The sequence below is a fragment of the Gilliamella sp. Occ3-1 genome (assembly GCF_001690655.1).
Lineage (GTDB): Bacteria > Pseudomonadota > Gammaproteobacteria > Enterobacterales > Orbaceae > Gilliamella > Gilliamella apicola_P.
Genome location: NZ_LZHQ01000028.1, coordinates 59017 through 81408 on the forward strand (window position 1 = coordinate 59017; position 22392 = coordinate 81408).

19 protein-coding genes, 1 pseudogene and 1 riboswitch are annotated in these 22392 nt (G+C 33.8%); of the genes and pseudogenes, 9 read left to right on the forward strand and 11 right to left on the reverse strand.

Annotation, left to right across the window (positions count from 1 at the left end; translation table 11 throughout):
• Positions 1-3813, forward strand: coding sequence for an autotransporter assembly complex protein TamB (gene tamB, locus A9G43_RS08525; protein ID WP_065608295.1), 3813 nt, complete (start codon positions 1-3; stop codon positions 3811-3813).
• A gap of 179 nt (positions 3814-3992) precedes the next feature.
• Here tamB and A9G43_RS08530 read toward each other — a convergent pair whose 3' ends face one another.
• Together A9G43_RS08530 and mnmD are read right to left on the reverse strand one after the other, a co-directional pair.
• The gene (locus A9G43_RS08530; protein WP_065608297.1) at positions 3993-4922 is read right to left on the reverse strand and encodes a hypothetical protein; all 930 of its coding nucleotides are present in this window, start codon (positions 4920-4922) and stop codon (positions 3993-3995) included.
• Between the two features lie 183 nt (positions 4923-5105).
• Positions 5106-5813, reverse strand: coding sequence for a tRNA (5-methylaminomethyl-2-thiouridine)(34)-methyltransferase MnmD (mnmD, locus tag A9G43_RS08535; protein ID WP_065608299.1), 708 nt, complete (start codon positions 5811-5813; stop codon positions 5106-5108).
• An 86-nt stretch (positions 5814-5899) separates the two neighbouring features.
• On the opposite strand from mnmD, the gene A9G43_RS08540 reads away from it, so the two are divergent.
• The 6 genes from A9G43_RS08540 (at position 5900) to A9G43_RS08565 (ending at position 10691) form a co-directional block, all read left to right on the forward strand.
• On the forward strand, positions 5900-6631 hold the full coding sequence (locus tag A9G43_RS08540; protein ID WP_065608301.1) for a 1-acylglycerol-3-phosphate O-acyltransferase: 732 nt from the start codon (positions 5900-5902) through the stop codon (positions 6629-6631).
• A gap of 3 nt (positions 6632-6634) precedes the next feature.
• Positions 6635-7417 (forward strand): methyltransferase domain-containing protein, encoded by a 783-nt coding sequence (locus tag A9G43_RS08545; protein ID WP_065608303.1) that lies wholly within the window; start codon positions 6635-6637, stop codon positions 7415-7417.
• A 97-nt stretch (positions 7418-7514) separates the two neighbouring features.
• On the forward strand, positions 7515-8441 hold the full coding sequence (gene rfaD / locus A9G43_RS08550) for an ADP-glyceromanno-heptose 6-epimerase (RefSeq protein ID WP_065560142.1): 927 nt from the start codon (positions 7515-7517) through the stop codon (positions 8439-8441).
• A gap of 15 nt (positions 8442-8456) precedes the next feature.
• Positions 8457-9506 (forward strand): ADP-heptose--LPS heptosyltransferase RfaF, encoded by a 1050-nt coding sequence (gene rfaF, locus A9G43_RS08555; protein WP_065560143.1) that lies wholly within the window; start codon positions 8457-8459, stop codon positions 9504-9506.
• Entirely contained in the window at positions 9506-10468 is a 963-nt protein-coding gene (gene rfaC, locus A9G43_RS08560) for a lipopolysaccharide heptosyltransferase RfaC (protein WP_065608305.1), read from the forward strand. Before rfaF ends, rfaC begins: the two co-directional genes overlap by 1 nt.
• A gap of 22 nt (positions 10469-10490) precedes the next feature.
• Positions 10491-10691, forward strand: coding sequence for a YaeP family protein (locus A9G43_RS08565; RefSeq protein ID WP_065560145.1), 201 nt, complete (start codon positions 10491-10493; stop codon positions 10689-10691).
• Here A9G43_RS08565 and A9G43_RS08570 read toward each other — a convergent pair.
• The 3 genes from A9G43_RS08570 to trmA all read right to left on the reverse strand — a co-directional run bounded on the left by A9G43_RS08570 (position 10684) and on the right by trmA (position 14214).
• On the reverse strand, positions 10684-12090 hold the full coding sequence (locus tag A9G43_RS08570) for a heavy metal sensor histidine kinase (protein ID WP_065608308.1): 1407 nt from the start codon (positions 12088-12090) through the stop codon (positions 10684-10686). The genes A9G43_RS08565 and A9G43_RS08570 overlap by 8 nt on opposite strands.
• A complete protein-coding gene (locus tag A9G43_RS08575; RefSeq protein ID WP_065608312.1) occupies positions 12068-12754 on the reverse strand; it encodes a heavy metal response regulator transcription factor in 687 nt (228 codons plus the stop codon). Before A9G43_RS08575 ends, A9G43_RS08570 begins: the two co-directional genes overlap by 23 nt.
• 362 nt (positions 12755-13116) lie before the next feature.
• On the reverse strand, positions 13117-14214 hold the full coding sequence (trmA, locus tag A9G43_RS08580; RefSeq protein WP_065608314.1) for a tRNA (uridine(54)-C5)-methyltransferase TrmA: 1098 nt from the start codon (positions 14212-14214) through the stop codon (positions 13117-13119).
• 357 nt (positions 14215-14571) lie between these two features.
• Between trmA and srmB the strand changes: the two genes are divergently transcribed.
• A complete protein-coding gene (srmB, locus tag A9G43_RS08585) occupies positions 14572-15870 on the forward strand; it encodes an ATP-dependent RNA helicase SrmB (RefSeq protein ID WP_065608316.1) in 1299 nt (432 codons plus the stop codon).
• Between the two features lie 131 nt (positions 15871-16001).
• Entirely contained in the window at positions 16002-16604 is a 603-nt protein-coding gene (locus A9G43_RS08590; protein WP_065608317.1) for a peroxiredoxin C, read from the forward strand.
• A 100-nt stretch (positions 16605-16704) separates the two neighbouring features.
• Here the strand turns inward: A9G43_RS08590 and A9G43_RS08595 are convergent, their stop codons facing one another.
• From A9G43_RS08595 to potG, 6 genes and pseudogenes are all read right to left on the reverse strand, one after another.
• Entirely contained in the window at positions 16705-17019 is a 315-nt protein-coding gene (locus A9G43_RS08595) for a DMT family transporter (RefSeq protein WP_065608319.1), read from the reverse strand.
• Positions 17020-17043: 24 nt separating this feature from the next.
• Complete coding sequence (locus tag A9G43_RS08600) at positions 17044-17367, reverse strand: DMT family transporter (RefSeq protein ID WP_065608321.1); 324 nt, start codon at positions 17365-17367, stop codon at positions 17044-17046.
• Positions 17368-17933: 566 nt separating this feature from the next.
• Positions 17934-18581: a 3,4-dihydroxy-2-butanone-4-phosphate synthase gene (gene ribB / locus A9G43_RS08605; protein ID WP_065608323.1), complete on the reverse strand. Its 648-nt coding sequence runs from the start codon at positions 18579-18581 to the stop codon at positions 17934-17936.
• A 161-nt stretch (positions 18582-18742) separates the two neighbouring features.
• A riboswitch (FMN riboswitch) is annotated at positions 18743-18920 on the reverse strand.
• A gap of 109 nt (positions 18921-19029) precedes the next feature.
• On the reverse strand, positions 19030-19788 hold the full coding sequence (locus tag A9G43_RS08610; RefSeq protein ID WP_141674053.1) for an ABC transporter permease subunit: 759 nt from the start codon (positions 19786-19788) through the stop codon (positions 19030-19032).
• Between the two features lie 243 nt (positions 19789-20031).
• Positions 20032-20901 (reverse strand): annotated as a pseudogene (locus tag A9G43_RS08615) (ABC transporter permease subunit); the annotation flags it as partial.
• 321 nt (positions 20902-21222) lie between these two features.
• Positions 21223-22359 (reverse strand): putrescine ABC transporter ATP-binding subunit PotG, encoded by a 1137-nt coding sequence (gene potG / locus A9G43_RS08620; RefSeq protein WP_081298093.1) that lies wholly within the window; start codon positions 22357-22359, stop codon positions 21223-21225.
• Between the last annotated feature and the right edge of the window lie 33 nt (positions 22360-22392).

Here is a 22392-nt window from a genome sequence, read left to right on the forward strand (position 1 = left end):
ATGACTAAAAATTCAGCTAGAATTAAAAAAGTAAAAAAATTAAAGCGGATACGTAAATGGAAAAAACGAAGCATCGCCATTTTATCTGTTATCGCCTTTCTAATTGTTTTTGTTATTTTGTTTATATACACCAGTCTTGGTGTAAAATTAAGTACCTATGTTTTAAATAAATTTCTACCTGAGTTAAAAATAGCTCAAGTTGAAGGCTCCTTTCATGATTTGCATATACAAGGACTTTCGCTTGAATTACCGAGTATTAATGTTCAAGTTAATGATGCTTCATTTTCACTCACAGGACTTTGTTTATTAAAGACTGAAGTCTGCGTCAATCAATTCAATGCCAATGGTGTAAATGTTTCAATTAACACTAAAGAAATCGAAAGTTCACCAAGTGAAACTACTATTGATACTACCGCAAAACAACATTTTGTTCTCAAAACTCCATTACCTATAGAGCTTAACAGTACACACCTTATTAATGTAAAAGTCACTGTTGATGATATGCAATTTGGAATGTCTGACTTTACGGGTAAAGCCACATGGGTTAATAATCAGATTCATGTTTATCCTGCTGTTGCCACAGGGTTAAAAGCTATTTTTACAGATAATAAAGCAGCAAATGTACCAGTAAAAACAACCGATAAAGATATCGCACTTAATGAAAAAATAGCCCAACTTTTTAATCAACCGCTGATTGAATCATTACCTCAAGTTAATATTCCATTAGATATTAATGTAACTAATTTAAGAGGGACTAACTGGCTATTACATATGGGGGGGCATGATTACCTATTTGATAACGTTGCAATTCAAACCAATATTGTTAACAGCCGTATTATTATAAAACAATTAGATACTGATGCTATAACACCCTATGCTAGCGGACATGCTTCACTTTCAGGCGAAATAACATTACACGATGACTGGCCAATATTAGCTTTAATAAAAGCAGATACTGAACAAAACCGATTGGAAGCACAGTTTTCTGGTAAATTGCTTGGTGAGTTATTAACCAATATAAACCTTGATGGTTCGAATCAAATGGTGATGAGTGGACATATCAATTTTATTGAAAAATACTTACCTGTAATCACTCAAATTGAAGGTAAGCATATTCAATGGCCAATTGAAGGAAAAGCTCAGTATCAATTAAATGATTTTTCCGCATCAATAAACGGTAATGTAAAACAGTTTCAAATGTCAGCCAAAGGTATTATTGAAGGAAAAGAATTAACTAATACCTCGTTTGATATTGTTGGTAAAGGAACTAATCAAGATGCAAGTATTGATCATGGCATCATTAAATTACCTCAAGGTGAAATTAATATAGATGGAAATATAAGTTGGCTACAAGCATTACAATGGGATATCAGCATAAAACTAAATAATGTTGATATGTACAAAGAACTACCTAACTATCCGATTCGATTAAATGGTCAATTTAAAACTACAGGCGTACTAGACAAAGATAAATGGGCGTTTGATTTTTCCAATCTACAATTAAAAGGTAATATTAACCATGCTAATTTTTTAGCATCTGGTAACGTATATGTTGATTCTGAAAACTTAGCCACTGCAAATAATTTTGCAATCAATTGGGGTAAAAATCAGATCGATTTAAATGGTTCAGCAGAAAAAGGCAATTTACTGGCAAAATTAAATCTCGAATCATTATCCTTATTAGTTGATGGTATGCAAGGTTCAATTTTGGGTAGTATAAAACTTAACCGCATACCTAATAATGCAATTATAGATACTAATTTAGCCATTAATTCACTGTCTTTTAATACTATCAAAGTAGCTAAAGCTAATCTTACCGGTAAAGTTGAGTATAAAGAACAGGCCAGTGGCAACATTAAACTCACTGGGCAATCAATAGAACTTTCAAGCCAAACTATAAAAAGATTAAATGTAGATCTAACTGGAAGTGAAAACCAACATATATTAACCGTTAATATTGATGGTGAACCTGCATCACTAAAAACATCGTTAACAGGAAAACTTGATAAGAAACGCACAAAGTGGAACGGAACCATTTCAGGTGCGCTACTCAATTTAAACAAAAATAACAGTTGGCAATTAGCTAAATCTGTTGACTTATCTTATGATGTTAAAAATCAAATCCCAGCAATTAATGCTCATTGTTGGATTAATGGGAAGTCAAGCATTTGCCTCGATAAGCAATTTTTGTTAGCCAAAAACACTAATACAAGTATCACTTTAAAAGACATTAATCTATCTAAGCTACCAATACAAAATGACGGTGAAACCAAACTTGCTGGTAGTATAAATGGAAAAATAACTATTCAATTTAATAATGACAATACAATACCATTAATAAAAGCAAATTTAACAAGTTATGATGTTTATATTCAACAAATGGTTACCTCTCAATCATTACTATTGCCTTTTGATGTTTTCAAAATAGATGCTGAATTTAATGAACAACAAGCTAAATTGGATTGGAAATTTGGTCTAAATAAATTAGGAAAAATAAACGGTAATCTTGTTATTACTGATCCAATTGAACAAAAAAAATTAAGTGGTCAATTAAGTATCGATCACTTAGCTTTAGCAATTATTAACCCATTATTAGATAGCAAAGACTATGCTAAAGGGGCTATTAATGGTAACGTTAAATTTTCTGGCTCATTAAATGAGCCATTGCTAACAGGAAATATTAACTTACAAAATAGCGAAATCAAATCTAGCCAATTACCAATTGATATTAAATCAGCTAAATTTGACCTCAATTTCAATGGTAAATCATCCTCATTAAAAGGTATTTTAACAACTCAAGCTGGCAATGTTAATATTAATGGTAATGCCAGCTGGAATACTATAGATAAATGGCAAGCCTCGTTAGCTGTTAATGGCGCTGCCATGGAAGTTACTGTGCCACCAATGATTGTTATGTCAATTGTTCCCGATATTAAAATCAATGCAACACAAGATGAATTAACGTTATTAGGTAAAGTTAGCATTCCAAAAGGAAAAATAACAGTTGAATCACTACCAGCATCAAGTGTTGATGTCTCACCAGATGAAGTAATGCTCGATATAAATCGGAAACCTCTGAGGCCTCAGGAATTTGGCATTAAAATCAATAGTTATCTTGAAATCGATATTGGAGATAAAGTTGTCGTCGATGCATTTGGGCTAAAGGCATCACTTAAAGGTAACTTAATTGCAGCACAAACTAATAAAGGACTTGATCTACATGGTGAAGTTTTGACTCCAACAGGTCGATTCCATGCCTATGGACAGGATTTGGTTATTCATAAAGGTATCATTACTTTTTCAGGATCGGCAGATCAAGCTACACTCGATATTGAAGCAATTCGTAATCCAGAGGCAATGGAAAATAGCAATATCATGGCAGGAATTCGTATTACAGGATCTTCTGAATCGCCAAAAATTGAAGTATTTTCAGATCCCGCCATGTCACAGCAAGAAGCGCTCTCTTACTTAATCCGTGGACAAGGTCTTGATAGTGCAGAACAAAACGATAGCGATATGATGACAGCATTGCTGGTTGGTATTGGCACAGCGAAAACAGGTAAATATATTGGCGATATTGGTAATGTATTTGGTATTAAAAATCTAACACTTGATACTCAAGGTGCTGGTAATAACTCTAAAGTTGTGGTTAGTGGCTACATATTACCTAATTTACAACTTAAATATGGTGTAGGTATATTTGATTCGCTGGCAACCTTTACTTTGCGTTACAGACTAATGCCTAGTCTCTATTTAGACGCTACATCAAGCTTAGCGCAAACACTGGATCTGATTTATCAATTTGATTTTTAACATTAGCCCAAAGAACTCTATGTCATTACCTTATGCTGTATCTCAATGGAGTAAAATGCTAAAATCAGCCTAGCCTAAAACGTGCACTAAGTTTTACGCTCTAATTAGTGCCAACGAACTCGCTTTTAGCGAGTTCTTTGGCGCTAATTTGTTCCTGTTTAACATGGAGCTATATTAGGTTATTCTTCAATTTTTTTATCAAACCAAGAATACCCCATTCCTCTTTTCGTATAAGCATCCTTTACCTGACTACAAGGATATCCTTCTTTTATTGCTTTTTGTAATTTACTTTCTTTATTCCAGTCTAATTTTTGAGATTTAATTGCTTCTAATTTATCTATGCATGAGTTATATGTAGTAATAAATTCCGCATTATTTTCTGTATAGAATTTAATGTACTTATCATTTTCTTTTTTCCATGCTTTTTCCCAACTAATACTACAAACTGGTAAAAAAACTAGGTCATCTGCACAGTATAGTGATTTTGTTGATTCAATGGTTTGGATATCAGCATTAGCTAATTCATCAGCCGCCTTTTCCTCTAACGCTTTTTCGGCAACACTACAATTAGAACCAGTTCTTTTATCTAATTTACATAAAGACTGCATTTTTTCTTTAATTTCATTAAAAGATAGTTGTTTTAACTCTTTTTTACCTTCATCTACTTGTTCTTTATAAATCGTTTCCCAAGCTTCACATTTCGGGCTTTTATTAAACGAAAAACTACTTTTACATTCATCTACCTTTAAGTATTCATTAACTGATTCGCCCCACGACATACCAGAAATTTGTTTTTTGATAGCACTCATTTCTGATTCTACTGCTTGTTTTCTTTCGTCTTCTTTCCGTTTCTTTTCTAATTCATATTTTATCTTTTTGTCTTTTTTAATTGCAGACATTGCAGCACGACATTCAAGATCTTTTTCTATCTTTTCGATACCGCCTTTATCTCTTGCCATAAATGCCTTTTCTAGATCCTGATTACATTGCTCTACTTTTTTATTTGCTGAGTCTATATTGTTTAAATAATATTCCTCATTTTTTTCTTCACAACCAGTTAAAACCATAGCGGTGGTTAATATAATTAAAACGTTTTTTAAGGCCTTCATCTATTCTCCTATTTAACTTACTTTTATTTTCATAAGTATAATATAAATAATAAATTGTTATTATTGGTTAATATTTTATATGAATTACCTTACCATTTCTAGAAAATTACTTAATAGTGCAAATTACTCATGTTGTTTATCTAATTTGCGAAAAGACTGTAACAAATATACATAAAAACATACTCACTTATAGCCAACTAACATTTCACGTTTTGAACCAAATCCTTTTCGTTTTTGAACGATAAATCCTGCATTAATAAAATGACGACGAACAAATCCTGCTGCAGTAAAAGTAGCAAAACTACCGCCAGATGCTGTCAGGCTAAAACAATTTTTAAATAAACGTTCTGTCCACATATCAGGATTCTTAGCTGGTGAAAACCCATCAAAAAACCAAGCATCAATCAAAACATTTTGCTTTGTTAAAAAATCTGAAAAATTGCTAATATCATCATTACATATCTTTAAACTAACATCGTCAAACTGGAAAGTAGAATCAATTAAAAAAGCCTGAAGTCGTTTTGATAACGAAAGTAATATTTTACTTTTAAAAAACACATTATTATGAATCTTTATTAATTCATCTAACGATAACGGATACTTTTCAACACTAAAAAATGCAAGATGTTTAAGTCTATGATTCGGGTATTGACTTCTAAAATGTAAAAATTTTTCCCATAAAATCAAAAAACTTAGCCCTGAACCAAAGCCTGTTTCGCCAACTATAAATGTATCTTGCTTATGATTCAAAAAACGCTGACGTAAATCATTACCTTCAATAAATACATATCTGGTTTCCTCAATTGCGCCTTCAGTATTAAAATAAACATCATCGAAATGGGTAGAGATAGGAGTTTGATTTTCGTCCCAAGTTATAGTTGGTTTATACATAATCATCCTTTAGAAGAAGCCGTTAACGAACTGTATATTAGCTTAGATTAAGTATATAATACGTAAATTAACTTATGAGGTAAATTATGCTATTTCTTTTTCGCTTAATTAGTGGTGTTATAATTGGTATTATTGTTTGTGTATTAGGCGTCATTTTTTGCCTATTTAACCCAAGAAATCCCAAGAACGTAGCAAGATTTGCTCATTTATTTAGTTTTTTCTTTAAACCTATATTGGGTGTAAAAGTTGATACTCGCACTATCCCTAATATCAATAAAATAGCTAGCTGTATCTATATTGCTAATCATCAAGATAACTATGATATAGTTGTAGCGGGTGATGTTGTGCAATCTAAAACGGTAACAGTAGGAAAAAAAAGTCTAGCTTGGATTCCTTTTTTTGGGCAACTTTATTACCTTACAGGTAACATTCTTATTGACCGAAACAATAAATCAAAAGCTCACGATACAATTGGGCAAGTTGTTAATGAAATTAAAAAGCGTGGCATATCTATTTGGATGTTTCCTGAGGGTACTCGTAGCCGTGGACGGGGATTATTACCGTTTAAAACAGGTGCTTTTAAAGCTGCCATTGCTGCTGGAGTACCAATTGTGCCGATCTGTGTATCGCAAACCAATAATATTAAATTAAACCGCCTAAATAATGGACATATCATTGTTGAAATGTTAGAACCTATCGAAACAAAAAATCTTGGCAAAGAGGATACTAGAGTCTTAATGGAACAGTGCTATAGCCTAATGGCAACTAAAATAGCGCAAATAAATGCTGAAGCAAAACAACTAAACAATCAAAAATAATTCATGAATAAACAAGATCGTAATTTTGATGATATCAGCAATAAATTTGCACAAAATATTTATGGCACAACCAAAGGTCAAATTCGCGAAGCAGTAGTATGGCAAGAATTAGAAAAAGTTTTAGCTACCTATCCACACAATAAATCATTAAATATTCTAGATGCTGGTGGAGGACAAGGTCAGCTCGCCTGTCGGCTGGCCAAACTTGGGCATCAAGTAACGCTTTGCGATATCTCTGAACAAATGCTAGAACTGGCAAAACAAAAAGCTCAATCCGAAAAGATAAATATAGATTGTCTTTGTTGCCCTATTCAGCAGCTTGATAACTTAATAAACAAACAGTTTGATTTAGTCATTTGTCATGCTGTATTAGAGTGGGTTGCTGAACCAATTGAATTAATAAAATCATTAAAACAACACCTTAAATCTGATGGTTTTTTATCGTTAATGTTTTATAACTATCATGCGCTTTTGTTTAAAACGGTCACATTAGGCAATTTTGGTTACACAAAATCAGGGTTAGCTAAGCGTAAGAAAAAGACACTTTCTCCCGATTATCCAAGAGTTCCAACAGACGTATATCACTGGCTTACACAACTTGATTTTGATATTTTGCAAAAAACGGGGATTCGTATTTTCCATGACTATCTAATCAACAAATCCAAAGCAGAAACTCATTTTGAACAACTATTAGAACTTGAACAAAAATACTGCCAAACTGAACCTTATCTTAATTTAGCAAGATATATATTAGTTACTGCAAAAAATAAAATGAATTCACAATAAACTCTTTTTACTCATGCTTTTTTAAATGAGCACTCGTAAAATTTATCATAAATCGTTATTATAAGCAGATTAGTTTTATTGATTAAGGAAAATAATCATGATTGTTGTAACGGGCGGTGCTGGGTTCATTGGTAGTAATATTGTTAAAGGTTTGAATGACCTTGGGCATAAAGATATTTTAGTGGTTGATGATCTAACTGACGGCACTAAATTTTCTAATCTAGCTGATCTAGATATTGCCGATTATATGGACAAAGATGAGTTCATCGCAGCTATTATTAGTCATGAAGATCTTAATATTGAAGTTGTTTTTCATCAAGGTGCCTGTTCGTCAACCACAGAATGGGATGGCAAATTTATGATGGAAAATAACTATGACTATTCTAAAGACTTGTTGCATTACTGTCTCGATTTCAATATTCCATTTTTATATGCTTCATCAGCCGCTACTTATGGTGGGCGCAGTGATAACTTTATTGAAGATCGCTCTTACGAAAAGCCATTAAACGTATATGGATATTCTAAATTCTTATTTGACCAATATGTGAGACAATTACTACCCCAAGCTAATTCGCCTATTTGTGGATTCCGTTATTTTAATGTCTATGGACCACGTGAATCACATAAAGGTAGCATGGCAAGTGTCGCATTTCATCTAAATGAACAAATTAATAAAGGTGAAAAACCAAAACTCTTTGCAGGTAGTGAAAACTTTAAACGTGACTTTATTTATGTTGGTGATGTCGTTGCGGTCAATTTATGGTTCTGGAAAAATAAAATATCAGGAATTTATAACTGTGGAACAGGTCGAGCAGAATCGTTCCAAGCTGTCGCTGATGCGGTTCTTACTTACCATAAAAAAGATGAAATTGATTATATCCCCTTTCCTGAACACCTAAAAGGACGGTATCAAAGCTATACCCAAGCAGATCTGACTAAATTTAGACAAACTAAATGCCCAATTGAATTTAAAAATGTTGCAGAAGGAACTACTGAATATATGAAATGGCTTAATGAACAATAAGATGGAATTGATTAAATGAAAACACTCATTATTGGTCCTTCATGGGTTGGCGATATGATGATGTCGCAAAGCCTGTATCGTACATTAAAACAACTTGATTCTAATAACGAAATTGATGTTTTAGCGCCGGCTTGGTGTCGAGCGCTATTAAATAAAATGCCAGAAGTGAATCAAGCAATTGCAATGCCATTAGGCCATGGTGAGTTTGCTTTAAAAAAACGTCATGAAATAGGTAAATCACTGCGTGATAACCATTATGATCAGGCTATTGTATTACCTAATTCATTCAAATCAGCATTGATTCCATTTTTTGCCAAAATTCCTAAACGTACAGGTTGGAAAGGCGAGATGCGTTATGGTTTATTAAATGATCTTCGTAAACTTGATAAGCAAGCATTTCCGTTGATGGTTGAACGCTATATTGCTCTTGCTTATCCTGATAGACAGATTCATTCGGCTTCCGATTTACCACAACCACTACTATGGCCAAAACTCAATGTCGAACAAGATGAAATAACCCAAGCTCTTTCAACTTTTACTATAACACAAGATGAACCATTAATTGGCTTTTGTCCTGGTGCTGAATTTGGCCCTGCAAAACGCTGGCCCGATTATCATTACGCGGCACTTGCTGATATGCTAGTTAAACAGCACGCTAAAATTATTATTTTTGGGTCCCAAAATGATCGTGAAGTAGGAGAAAAAATTATTGCTAAAATGATACATCGCGATAAATGTATCAATCTAGCAGGTCAAACACAATTAGAACAAGCTGTTAACCTAATTGCTGCTTGTAAAGCCATTGTGACTAATGACTCTGGACTAATGCATGTTGCAGCAGCTTTAGACAGACCACTGGTTGCTCTTTATGGGCCAAGTAGTCCAGATTTTACCCCTCCACTATCAGATAAAGCTGAAGTTATTCGTTTAATTACCGGATACCACCGTGTTCGTAAAGGCGATGCAGAACAAGGTTACCATCAAAGCCTGATCGATATTAAACCCGATATTGTTTTCGAAACCTTGATGAAACTCATCATGCGCTGTAAGAAGAGTAATGAATAATGAGAGTATTAGTGGTTAAAACATCATCCATGGGGGATGTACTTCATTCTTTACCAGCATTAACTGATGCTGCTAACAATTTACCAAATATATCCTTTGATTGGGTAGTAGAAGAAAATTTTGCCCAAATACCTAGTTGGCACTTTGCTGTAAACCAAGTGATACCGGTTGCAATAAGACGCTGGCGAAAAAATTGGTTCGCTAAAGCAATTCGTCAAGAGCGCCATGATTTTATTGATACCTTAAGACGACAACATTATGATGTGATTATTGATGCACAAGGACTCATTAAAAGTGCGTTTCTTATTACTCGTAAAGCACGGGGTATTAAACACGGTTTGGATCGCAAAAGTATCAAAGAACCAATTGCTAGTTGGTTTTATGATGTAAAACACAATGTACCTAAACAAATGCATGCTATTGAACGCGTTAGATTACTGTTTGCAAAAAGCCTACAATATAAATTACCTGATTCAATGGGTGATTATGCAATTGCGCGTCACTTTTTATCTTCATTACCTATCGATAATCAGCAATATCTGATTTTTTTACACGCAACAACACGAGATGAAAAGCACTGGAGTGAAGATGCTTGGCGGAAATTAATTAAATTAGTTGAGCCGACTGGGTTAAAAATAAAATTACCTTGGGGAGCACCACATGAGCAAGCACGAGCAATTCGTCTAGCACAAGGATTCCAACACGTAGAGGTACTTCCCAAACTTTCACTTTCTGATATAGCAACCGTTATTGCGGGAGCAAAAGCCGTTGTTTCGGTAGATACTGGTTTAAGTCATCTAACCGCTGCACTAGATCGTCCGAATTTTACTTTATTTGGCAAAACCGATCCAAAATTAATTGGTGGCTATGGAAAAAATCAATTTAGCATTATCTCAAATGAAAAATGTATGCAAACCATTCAAGCCGAGCAAGTTTACAAACAATTAGCTGGCTTTTTATAAGTGAAATAAAAAAATGAATTTAATGAATAAATATAGCGATCTTATTTATGAAAAATACGCACAAATTGGCAGTAATGATCTCGGTTATATTGATGATGCCTTAGGTGCTGTTATGCAAGTATTAGACGAAGTTGTTCGTAACGAAAATGTCCCACAAGAACTAAAAGATAAAGCCGCTTATGCAGCGGCTAATTTACTGATCAGCGACTTTGATGTTAAATAGTGGTTGGTAAATTAATAATAAAACGGGTTGATTGCTCATCAGACTCAGCGTAAATTGAACCTTTGTGTGTTTCAATAATGGATTTGACGATAGCAAGCCCTATTCCTGTGCCCGAACTATCATTACGATGACGTGATTCGTCAACTCGATAAAACCGATCAAAAAGGTGTGGCAAATGTTTACTGTCAACTTTCTTGCCTGGATTAGAAATAATGATTCGAACGCGCTTTTCACTTACTTGACTTAAAGTTATAGTAGTTGTTTGATTTTCAGGTGTATAACGGATTGCATTGGATAAAATATTACTGATTGCCCTACTTAACATCATCTTATCACCTTGAATATGAGAACAATTACCTTCAAGATTAATAGCAATATTCTTCTCATCGGTAAGTGGCTCAAAATATTCACACATTATTGTTATCAAGCTATGTAAATCAATATCGATTAAATTAGGCACCAATTGATGATTATCTGCTTGTGCTAAAAATAGCATATCAGAAATCATCTGCGACATTTTTTCGTATTCTTCTAAATTAGAATATAAAATCTCACGATATTCATTAGTCGTTCTGGCATTACTCAGTACTATTTGCGTTTGAGTTGTTAAATTGGTAATAGGCGTTCGCATCTCATGAGCAATATCCGCTGTAAAATTACGTTGCCGTTCAAACACATCCTCCATTCGATTAAGCATATCATTAAATGCTTTCACTAAACTGACGTATTTAATTGGTACTAAAGAAGTAGGAATACGGTAATTGAGACTTTTAAAATTAATCTTTTCGATTCTTTTAATCAACCGATTAATCGGTTTTTGAGTAAAATAGACACTAACAAATGAGCCAATTAAAGCCAAAATACAAGCAATAGCAATAAGCAACCCTAAACCATCGTGTAATCGCCGAATGAACTCAAGATGTAAATCACGACCGACAGCAACTATGGTGGTATATTGTCTATCATTTTCAATAGCGACACGAGAAGCTGCAACTCGATATGATGCTTTATCTTGATTCCAAATATCAGTTCTGTGATTTTCAATTATAGTATCAAAATCAATATAATTTTTAGCAACGGTTAGATTGGGACCACGTGTTCGATAAACAATTTTACCATTCTCATCAATGATATAAACAAATAGACGGTGATGTCCAGTCAAAATTAATAATAAATTTTGAATAAATTCGTCACGATTCTCATCTGGAGAATAATAAACAAGTTCACGTTCTATAGAATCAATAACCGAATTAAGTTCAGATACATTTTGTTGGATCGAAATTTTCTCAAAAGAACGTTCAATAAAAAAACTAAAGCAATAAAGTAAGCCACAAGTTAATAAACAAACAATAAGAGGCAAACGAAACGAAATTAACTTATTCTGCTTCATCCAAGACATCTAACTTATACCCCATTCCACGAACTGTATGAATTAATTTTGGCTCGAAATCAGCATCGATTTTATTACGCAACCGCCTAATTGCAACATCAATCACATTAGTATCACTGTCGAAATTCATATCCCAAACTTGAGATGCAATTAATGATCGTGGCAATACTTCACCTGGGTAGCGTAAAAAATATTCTAATAACAAAAACTCTTTATTGGTTAAATCAATGCGTTTATCTCCACGTGTTACCATACGTTTAGGAAGATCCATGACTAGATCCGCAATACTCAATTGAGAATTATTGACTTGAGGAACATTACGTCGAAGCATAGATTTTACACGAGCTAATAATTCAGCAAACGAAAATGGTTTTACTAGATAATCATCAGCACCTAAGTTAAGTCCTTTAACTTTATCATCCACACTCCCCATAGCAGTAAGCAACATGATAGGCGTTTCTTTTCCAGCTTCACGCAATGATTGAACAATTTTCCAACCCACTATATCAGGCAACATAACGTCTAAAATAATTAGATCATAATCTTCTGTCATAGATCTATGATAACCATCAAGACCATTATTCGTTAAATCAACAACAAATCCAGATTCAACTAAACCTTGGCGAAGATACTCACCTGTTTTTTGCTCATCTTCAACTACTAACAATTTCATATTTGAATACTTCCTTTGTTATTTGTCTGGTTGTCGTAATTGCATAATACAACTATAGAATAAATGATAAAAACCAAACCAATCATGATGGTTTAATGACTATTTTGTAATTATGTTGTCATTAATTAGTTGGTTTGTCTTTGCTATAGTAGCTACACAATGATTCATGAGGCTAGACATTATTGTTTCATTGTTTTATTTCCTTTCATCCATTCCTTGCAATTTAATGCAGCCCTAGTTTATCTAGGGTTTTTTTTTGTTATAAATAATTACAAGTTTACATATCCCCAAAACAACAAATTCGTTAGATATAAATTGTGTATATTTTAGCTAAAATACTCTACATTGAATATTACACCCTTTTACTTTTTACACAACACAATCCCCGTCTCGACATGATCTGTATAAGGAAATTGATCAAACATAGCAAAATGTTGAATTGAATGCGTCTTTGTCAACAACTGTAAATTGTCACGCAATGTATTAGGGTTACACGAAATATAAATAATTTTTTTATAATTTTTTACTATATTAATAGTATTTAAATCCACTCCCCCTCGTGGCGGATCTACAAGTACCGTATCACACTGATAATCATCCAAATTAATTCCTTTCAAACGATTAAACTCACGTTCTTTTTTAATTGCACTAGTAAATTCTTCAGCGGACAACCGTACAATATTAAGATTATCAATTTGATTAACTAAAATATTATGCTGAGCTGAATAAACCGATGCCTTGGATATTTCGGTTGCCAATACTTTGCGAAAGTTTTGTGCTAATGCGATCGAAAAGTTACCATTACCACAATAAAATTCAAGTAAATCACCCGCCGAATTTTTAGTGACCGATATAGCCCACTGTAGCATTTTAATATTTACCGCTGCATTTGGTTGAGTAAAACTATTTTCAATCTGGCGATATATAAATGTCTTATCCATTACAGGCAAAACTTCATCAACATAATCAACATCAATTGCTATTTTTTGCTTACTTGCTCGCCCTAAAATATTAGCGATTATGCCTTGCTTAGCTAATTGCGTTTTTAATTTTTTGGCTTCTATAATCCATTCATCACTTAACTTCTTATGATACAAAAGCGTAATTAATAGCTGACCACTTAAAGTCGAAAAATAATCAATTTGAAACAAAAGATGACGCAATAACAGATTATGTTGTAAAAACGGTAAAATAGTTTGCATAGCTTGATTAATTAGCTTAGTTGCAATAGGAAATTCATCAATTCGTATTCGCTTTTTATTTTTTTTATCATACATAATATGATAAAGATCTTCACCATCATGCCAGATTCTAAACTCAGCACGCATACGATAATGGCTAATAGGCGAACAATATACCGATAATTCAGGAAGGGAAAAGTTTGATAATAATGCTTTTAAATTATCTACTTTTTTTTTCAACTGTTGATTATAATTATCATTCGAGAAACATTCGGTCATATTCATTATCTGATAGTTATTAAAGGACTATTATTTAATATGGAAATTTGAGTCAACCCGTGTTAAATCACAAAATAGTTAAACATTAATTAAGCTAATTTAGCCTCAGTAGTATAAATAGTCATTATGTATATTATCTTTATGACCGCATATCATATCACAGACAGCCAAAGATGATAAGTTTTCCCTAGATAAAACATCTATTTTTAGACATAAAACTAGGTTTTAAACGATAAAAACATCACTACAATTATACACTCTATAAAGATCGAATAATACTCCATTACACTTTTATTGATTGTAGTTATAATGATTAACGTTATAATATAACCTATAATTTTAGATAAAAAGAACACTATGACAGCACACACTTTTTCTGATTTAGAATTAGATGATATTTTAATTCATAATCTTCAAACAAAAAATATAAACACTCCAACCTTAATCCAAGCACAAACGATCCCTGTTGCTTTAGATGGCAAAGATATTTTAGGTTCTGCACCAACAGGAACAGGCAAAACGCTAGCTTTTTTAATCCCGACCGTTCAACATTTACTGGATTTTCCACGTCGAAAATCTGGCCCACCACGAATTTTAATTTTAACTCCAACTCGTGAATTAGCCATGCAAATTGCTGAACAAGCCAAATTATTAACCGAATCAACAAATTTAAGCATTGCAACTATTACTGGTGGCGTTGCTTATATGAATCACGCTGAAGTGTTTAGCAAAAACCAAGATATCGTTATTGCTACAACAGGCCGATTATTACAGTATATAAAAGAAGAAAACTTCGACTGCCGAGCGGTTGAAATGCTTATTTTAGACGAAGCCGATCGTATGTTAGACATGGGTTTTTCCCAAGATGTCGAAACTATATCAGCCGAAACCCGTTGGCGTAAACAAACCTTATTATTTTCAGCTACACTGGAAGGTGAAGGACTGCATAACTTTGCTAGCCGCATTTTGAATGATCCAATCGAAATCAATGCCGAGCCTTCACGCAAAGAACGTAAAAAAATCCTGCAATTTTATTATCGTGCCGATGACTTAACTCATAAGGTGGCACTTCTTATTCACTTATTAAAGCAAGAAGTATTAAAAAAAACAATTGTATTTGTTCGTAAACGTGAACGTGTGCATGAATTAGTTAGCCTACTGCATCAAGCTGGTATCCATAGTTGTTATTTAGAAGGTGAGATGGTACAAGCCAAACGAAACGAAGCAATAAAAAGAATTAGTACTAACACTGTAAATGTGCTTGTTGCAACTGATGTTGCTGCACGAGGTATTGATATTGATAATATTACTCATGTTATTAATTTTGATGCGCCAAAAACAGCTGATGTCTATTTACATAGAATTGGGCGCACCGCCCGTGCAGGTAAAAAAGGGACGGCTATTATGTTGGTCGAGGCTCATGATAACGAATTACTACAAAAAATTGAGCGCTATATTAAAGAACCAATTAAATTGAGAACGATTGATGAATTACGCCCTAAAACTAAAGCACCAAAACCAGTAACTAAGAGGAAGCCTTCACAAAAAGCAAAACAAAAAAGTGTAAATAAAAAGCATGAACTAGTAAAAAAGAAAAAGCTAAAACAGCGACATCGTGTCACAAAAAATAAAGGTAAACCCAAGATCAATAAATAACACCAAACAATAACCGACAATTAATAGCTTAAAATTATGATACTAATCGTTTATAACAACTTTGACAATGGATTTTAATTGCTATAATGCTCTGCAACATGAGTTGCAGTTAATTATAAAGGAGAAACACTATGACACTAGTCACCCGCAAAGCCCCAGATTTTACATCAGCAGCTGTTTTAGGCACCGGTGAAATTACAAACAATTTTAATTTATCTCAATATATTAATGGTAAATATGCTGTTGTATTCTTTTGGCCAATGGACTTTACTTTTGTTTGCCCATCTGAAATCATTGCATTTGATCATCGCCTAGAAGAATTCAAAAAACGTGGTGTTGAAGTAATCGGTATTTCAATGGACTCTGAATATGTACATAATGCATGGCGCAATACCCCACAAGATAAAGGTGGTATTGGTGAAGTTAAATTTCCAATTGTTGCCGATATTAAACACTCAATTATGCAAGCATATGGTATTGAACATCCTGAAGCTGGTGTTGCGCTACGCGCTTCATTTTTTATCGATAAACAAGGTATTGTGCGCCACGAAACAATTAACGATTTACCAATTGGCCGTAACATTGACGAAATGATTCGTATTGTTGATGCGTACCAATTCCATGAAGAACATGGTGAAGTTTGTCCTGCTCAATGGACAAAAGGTAAAAAAGGCATGCAAGCAAATCCAAATGGTGTTGCAAGTTTCTTAAAGCAACATGCTGATGAAATTTAATTTAATATTATTTTTTTATTCATTCATATCCTAATTTACGCTTTGCGTTACCGGAGTTGATCTCCGGTTTTTTTATATGTAATCATATAATCACAGCTGATTATAGAGTAGCATGTAAACCTACAACTCCAATGATGATAATTGCTAGTCCAAATAAGCGGGGAAAGTTTTTAGGTTCACTGAATAACAACATATTAGCTAACACTGCACCTGATGTTCCAAGACCAACCCAAACAGGGTATACAATACTTAATTCAAGATAATGGAGCGAAAAATAAAAAAGTATAAAAGAAACAAAAAAACCTCCCCAATACAAAACTAATCTAAACAGACTTCTTTGCTGAGCATATAATTTTAGACCTATCGCGCCAAGTACTTCAAAAACCGATGCTATTAATACCAACAGCCATCCCATGATAAAATTGTCCTTTTTATAATATTAACTGTCGGCACGTTTTAGTTGTACAACACCAATAATAATTATAACCACAAAAAAGAGTTGAATTAACTTAATCTCTTTATTGAAAAGTAGTATATCAATCACCGTTGCACCAACGGCACCAACACCAGAAAATATGGCATAAACCGTGCCTGTTGGTATTTTTTTACAAGCATTAGTTAAAAATGTAAAATCAACAATAATGAGCGATACAATAATAACCCACTGCCAAAGCTCGGTTGCAATGCTAAATCCTAATATCCAACATATTTCAAAAAAGCAGGTTAACACTACAAATGCCCACTCTTTGTTTACGCTAAACATATGGCTCCCTCGTTTATATTACTTTATTTCGTAACCAATTTTTTGCAACAATGTATTTTAAGTATAATGCTTGATTATGCTCAATTACTTATAAAGTAACAGCAAAATTGAAGATGGTTCGCAAATAGAATTTGCCGCCAAAAGATATCAATTGTTATATGACCTTAACTATTAAACCAAAACGTCTAATGCTTATAAAACATTATTACATTTTTATTATTATTTGAACGAATATATAATAAACAAATATAAATTGCAAGAAAAATCAAATAATTCTATAGTGGCAATTTTATTTTTTTATGTTTTTTATCTATAAGTTAAAAAAGAGTTAGTAGAATTTGTTTTTACCTGCTTAAGAGGTAAATTTAGCATTATGCTCCATCCTAAAAAATACTTTTATTAGGAAAAGGGATAACACTATAAGAGAAAGGTTTATTCCTATCCTCCCTCCCCTTTCATTCGCCGATAGCTTATCTTCGGCGAATGAAGACGTCAACAAAAACAATTAATTTTTCATTAATTTATATAACACTGTTAAGCATATGACTTTCTCAAAATTAGAATTTTCATTTCAATGCCAAATGGTTACGATATTCAACAATATCTTCAATAGTCACAACGGGCATATGATGCTGTTTAGCAAATTTAACAACCTCTGACGCTCTTGCCATAGTGCCATCGTCATTGGTTAACTCACACAATATTGCAGCAGGCTTTAAACCCGCTAATGTTACTAAATCAATAGATGCTTCAGTATGACCCCGGCGAACTAATACGCCCCCCTCTTTAGCAACTAAAGGGAACACATGTCCTGGATGATTAAGATCACTTGGTTTGGCGTTATCATTCACAACAGCCTTAATAGTTGTAACGCGATCGGCAGCTGATACGCCTGTTGTAACTCCATTTGCAGCTTCAATTGAGATGGTAAACGCTGTATTATTTTTACTAGTATTATTTTCTACCATCATAGGCAAATTTAACTCATCACAGCGTTTTTTAGGCAAACATAAACAAACAATACCACTGCCATAACGAATGGTTAGAGCCATTTGTTCACTGGTAATGGACTCGGCAGCCCAAATAATATCACCTTCATTTTCGCGATCTTCATCATCTAAAACTAGTACACCTTGACCGGCTTTAATAGAGGCAATTGCTTTTTTAACACGTTCAATGGGCGTTCCAAATTCATTTAAATTAAACTGATTCATGGTAAATACCTATATTTTTATTAACTTATTTATTTCATTATTTATCTAATTAAATTTAAATGGCTATTTGCTATCTAATTAATTAAGTATAAATAAAATACCAGAATCAGGGCAGTGCTTGACCAGCATGACTTTGCCTTTCAGCAAATATTGGAAAGATAAGCAACTCTCTTTTATCCAGACTTTTACTGTCGGCTTTGGAATTTCACCAAATCTGCTTGTCCCCAATCTATCAAAATCTAACCGAGCAATAAAATAACTACTACAGTTAACAAAATAAATTAAGCGCTCGTGGGCTATACCACCGGTGGGGACTTACACCCCGCCCTGAGAATTTTGCCAAAAAATTGACGAATCACACTATAATACAAAATGATAAAAAAGACACGGAGTTTTAAAACGAAATATTGCCGCAAACAGCGGCAATAATAGAAAGAGCAGAGTTTAATTAATGCCTACGAGTTTCACTTATGCGACGCCGTTCGGCTTTACGCATCCATAGCCACGAAATAAAGCCAATAATACCAACAATTAGCAATATAATTGTTGCTAAAGCATTAACCTGAGGATCAACCCCTAAACGTACTTTTGAAAATATCAATTTAGGTAACGTCATAGCACCTGGTCCAGTCACAAAATTAGCAATAACCACATCATCAAGTGACAATGTAAATGCTAAAAGCCAACCTGACACTAACGCTGGTGCGATCATTGGTAATGTGATAATAAAAAATACCTTTAAAGGGTTTGCACCAAGATCTAATGCGGCTTCTTCAATTGACTTATCTAATTCACGCAACCTAGCACTAATTACCACACTCACATAAGCGGTACAAAATGTAGCATGAGCCATCCAAATAGTTATAGCACCACGGTCTTTTGGCCAACCAAGTACCTGTCCCATTCCCACAAATAACAACAGCAAAGCCAAACCAGTAATAACATCTGGCATAACCAGCGGTGCTGTAGTCATAAACGAAAATAAATTAGAGCCTCGGAATCCTCTAAAACGAATGATAGCATAAGCCGCTAATGTACCAAGCACAACAGCAAAAGTTGCAGCACCTGCAGCAATAGATAAACTTAGCCCAACAGCTTTAAGTAATATTTCATTATTAATTAACTCAAAATACCATTTGGCCGAAAAATCCGCCCAAACTGTCACCAAACGCGAACTATTAAACGAATAAACAATCAAAATAATCATTGGGACATATAAAAACGAAAATACCACCAAAAAGATAAGTCCTTTCAAACACCGGAATAACAACGCAATGGTAACTAAAACTGTAATAATGAAACTAAAAACAAAACAGCCATAGTAAAAGCTCCATTCACCCAAAAGCGATAATCCCGATGATGAAATCAAAATACTCAATAAAATCGCACCAAGCAATGACGAGATAAAAACAATCAAAGCCGATCGCATAATAACGGGCAAATCGTTCATCTATTTACCTCCCATTTGTCGATTTTGGAATTTATTGAAATAATAAATAGGCACAATCAATATCATCAACATCACACTAGCTACAGCCGAAGCAGCTGGCCAGTCATGATTATTAAAGAACTCAGTCCAAAGCTGTGTACCAATCATAATCCCTTCTGAAGGGCCTAATAATTCAGGAATCACATACTCACCTACAGCAGGAATAAACACTAACATCCCCCCAGCAATCACCCCATTTTTGGTTAAAGGTACAATGATCTTAAAAAATGTCTTTATCGGTTTACAACCTAAGTCTAATGCTGCTTCGATTAACGTTGAATCGACCTTACTTAACGACGTATAAATTGGCAATACCACAAATGGTAAATAAGAATAAACGATACCAATATATACAGCAAAGTAGGTTTTCATAATAATCAAAGGCTGATCAATAACCCCTAACCACATTAAAAAATGATTTAATAAACCATTAGGATTCAAAATGCCAATCCACGCATAAACACGAATTAAAAACGATGTCCATGAAGGTAAAATGATTAACAACAATAAAATATTACGGGTTGACTGTTTGCATTGAGAAATAGCCCAAGCCAATGGATAACCAATTAAAATACAAAGCACGGTTGAAATCGCAGCAATCTTAAGTGATTGCAAATACGAATCAATATAAATCGTATCGCTAATTAGATTTAAATAATTGCCAAAATTTAACGTAATATTAAGTAAACCATCGTCATAACTTAACAAATCAGTATAAGGTGGTACAGCTAAAGCAATTTCAGAAAAACTGATCCTAAATACAATTAAAAATGGTAACAAAAACAGTAATAGCATCCATAAATAAGGGATCGCAATTACGGTTAACCGTCCATAAAGAGTCATTAAATCCGAATCATCTCGTTGTTGACGCAATTTTTTATATGTATAAAAAATTACAACTAACCCTGCTGGAATAAATAAAATACTGCCAGCAATAATAAGCCGATAAGCAAATTTAGACGGCCTATAATGCGCTAAAAAACAACCAAAGCATGACAATAAAAAGCTCAATGTCATTGCGGTAAATAGCGCATCTAAAAATAAATTGTCAAATGCACCTGTTGTTACAAAACGCCAATAAACATTGAGCAACACAAATGCATTTAACAACAATCCCAATACAATGGATCGCATTATGATATCCTCTTTTGTTTATTCAGTAAGCACAACACAACTGTCAACTTCCCAGCTTAAGTTAACTATATCACCCCAAGTTGGCATTCCTTTACGATAACGATGCTCATTTTGCAATTGTGCAATAATAATTTGCCCACTTGGCAATTTGACATGATAAATCGATAAATCCCCAAGATAAGCGATTTCAACAACTTCACCTGTAGCACAGTTATAGCCATCTTCAGGTAATTGTTCACATAATTGAATTTTTTCTGGGCGCAGAGCAACTTTAATCGGCACACCTTCCACCGCTGGAGAATCATAATCCACTTTAAATGGATGTTTAATAGTAGGACAACTCAAAATCAAACCATCTTCTAACGTATCTTGCAAGATACCGTCAAAGATATTAACCGAACCGATAAACTCAGCGCTATAACGGCTATTTGGATGTTCATAAATTTCTTCTGGCTCACCAATTTGCACAAATTGACCTTTATTCATAATAGCAATACGACCAGCCATAGTCATAGCTTCTTCTTGATCATGGGTAACCATAACGCAAGTTGCACCCACTTGTTCTAAAATGCTCACCACTTCAAGTTGCATTCGATCTCGAAGTTGTTTATCAAGTGCACCCATTGGCTCATCAAGTAACAATAATTTTGGTCGTTTGGCTAAGCTTCTTGCTAAAGCTACACGTTGGCGCTGACCACCTGATAATTGGTGTGGTTTACGTTTACCAAATTGCTCCATATGTACAAGTGCTAACATCTCTTCAACGCGATGTTTAATTTCGCTATTGCTTAATTTATCTTGTTTTAAGCCAAAGGCAATATTTTGTTCAACCGTCATGTGAGGAAATAAAGCATACGATTGGAACATCATATTAATAGGACGATTATAAGGCGGAACCTGTGATAAATCTTTTCCATCTAAAATGATTTGCCCCGAAGTCGGTTGCTCAAAACCAGCAAGCATACGCAATAGTGTTGATTTACCACTTCCAGATGCACCTAATAATGCAAAGATTTCACCTTTATATATAGTCAAATTTACATCATCAACGGCATAATAATCATCATTAAAAACTTTTGTTAAATTTTTGATCTCCAATAAAGGAGTTATCATCTTTTTTTTAGGCTGTACCTGATTTGTTGTTTTATCGTTCACTCTTTTTTCCTCATAACAACAAGCCAAAAAAAC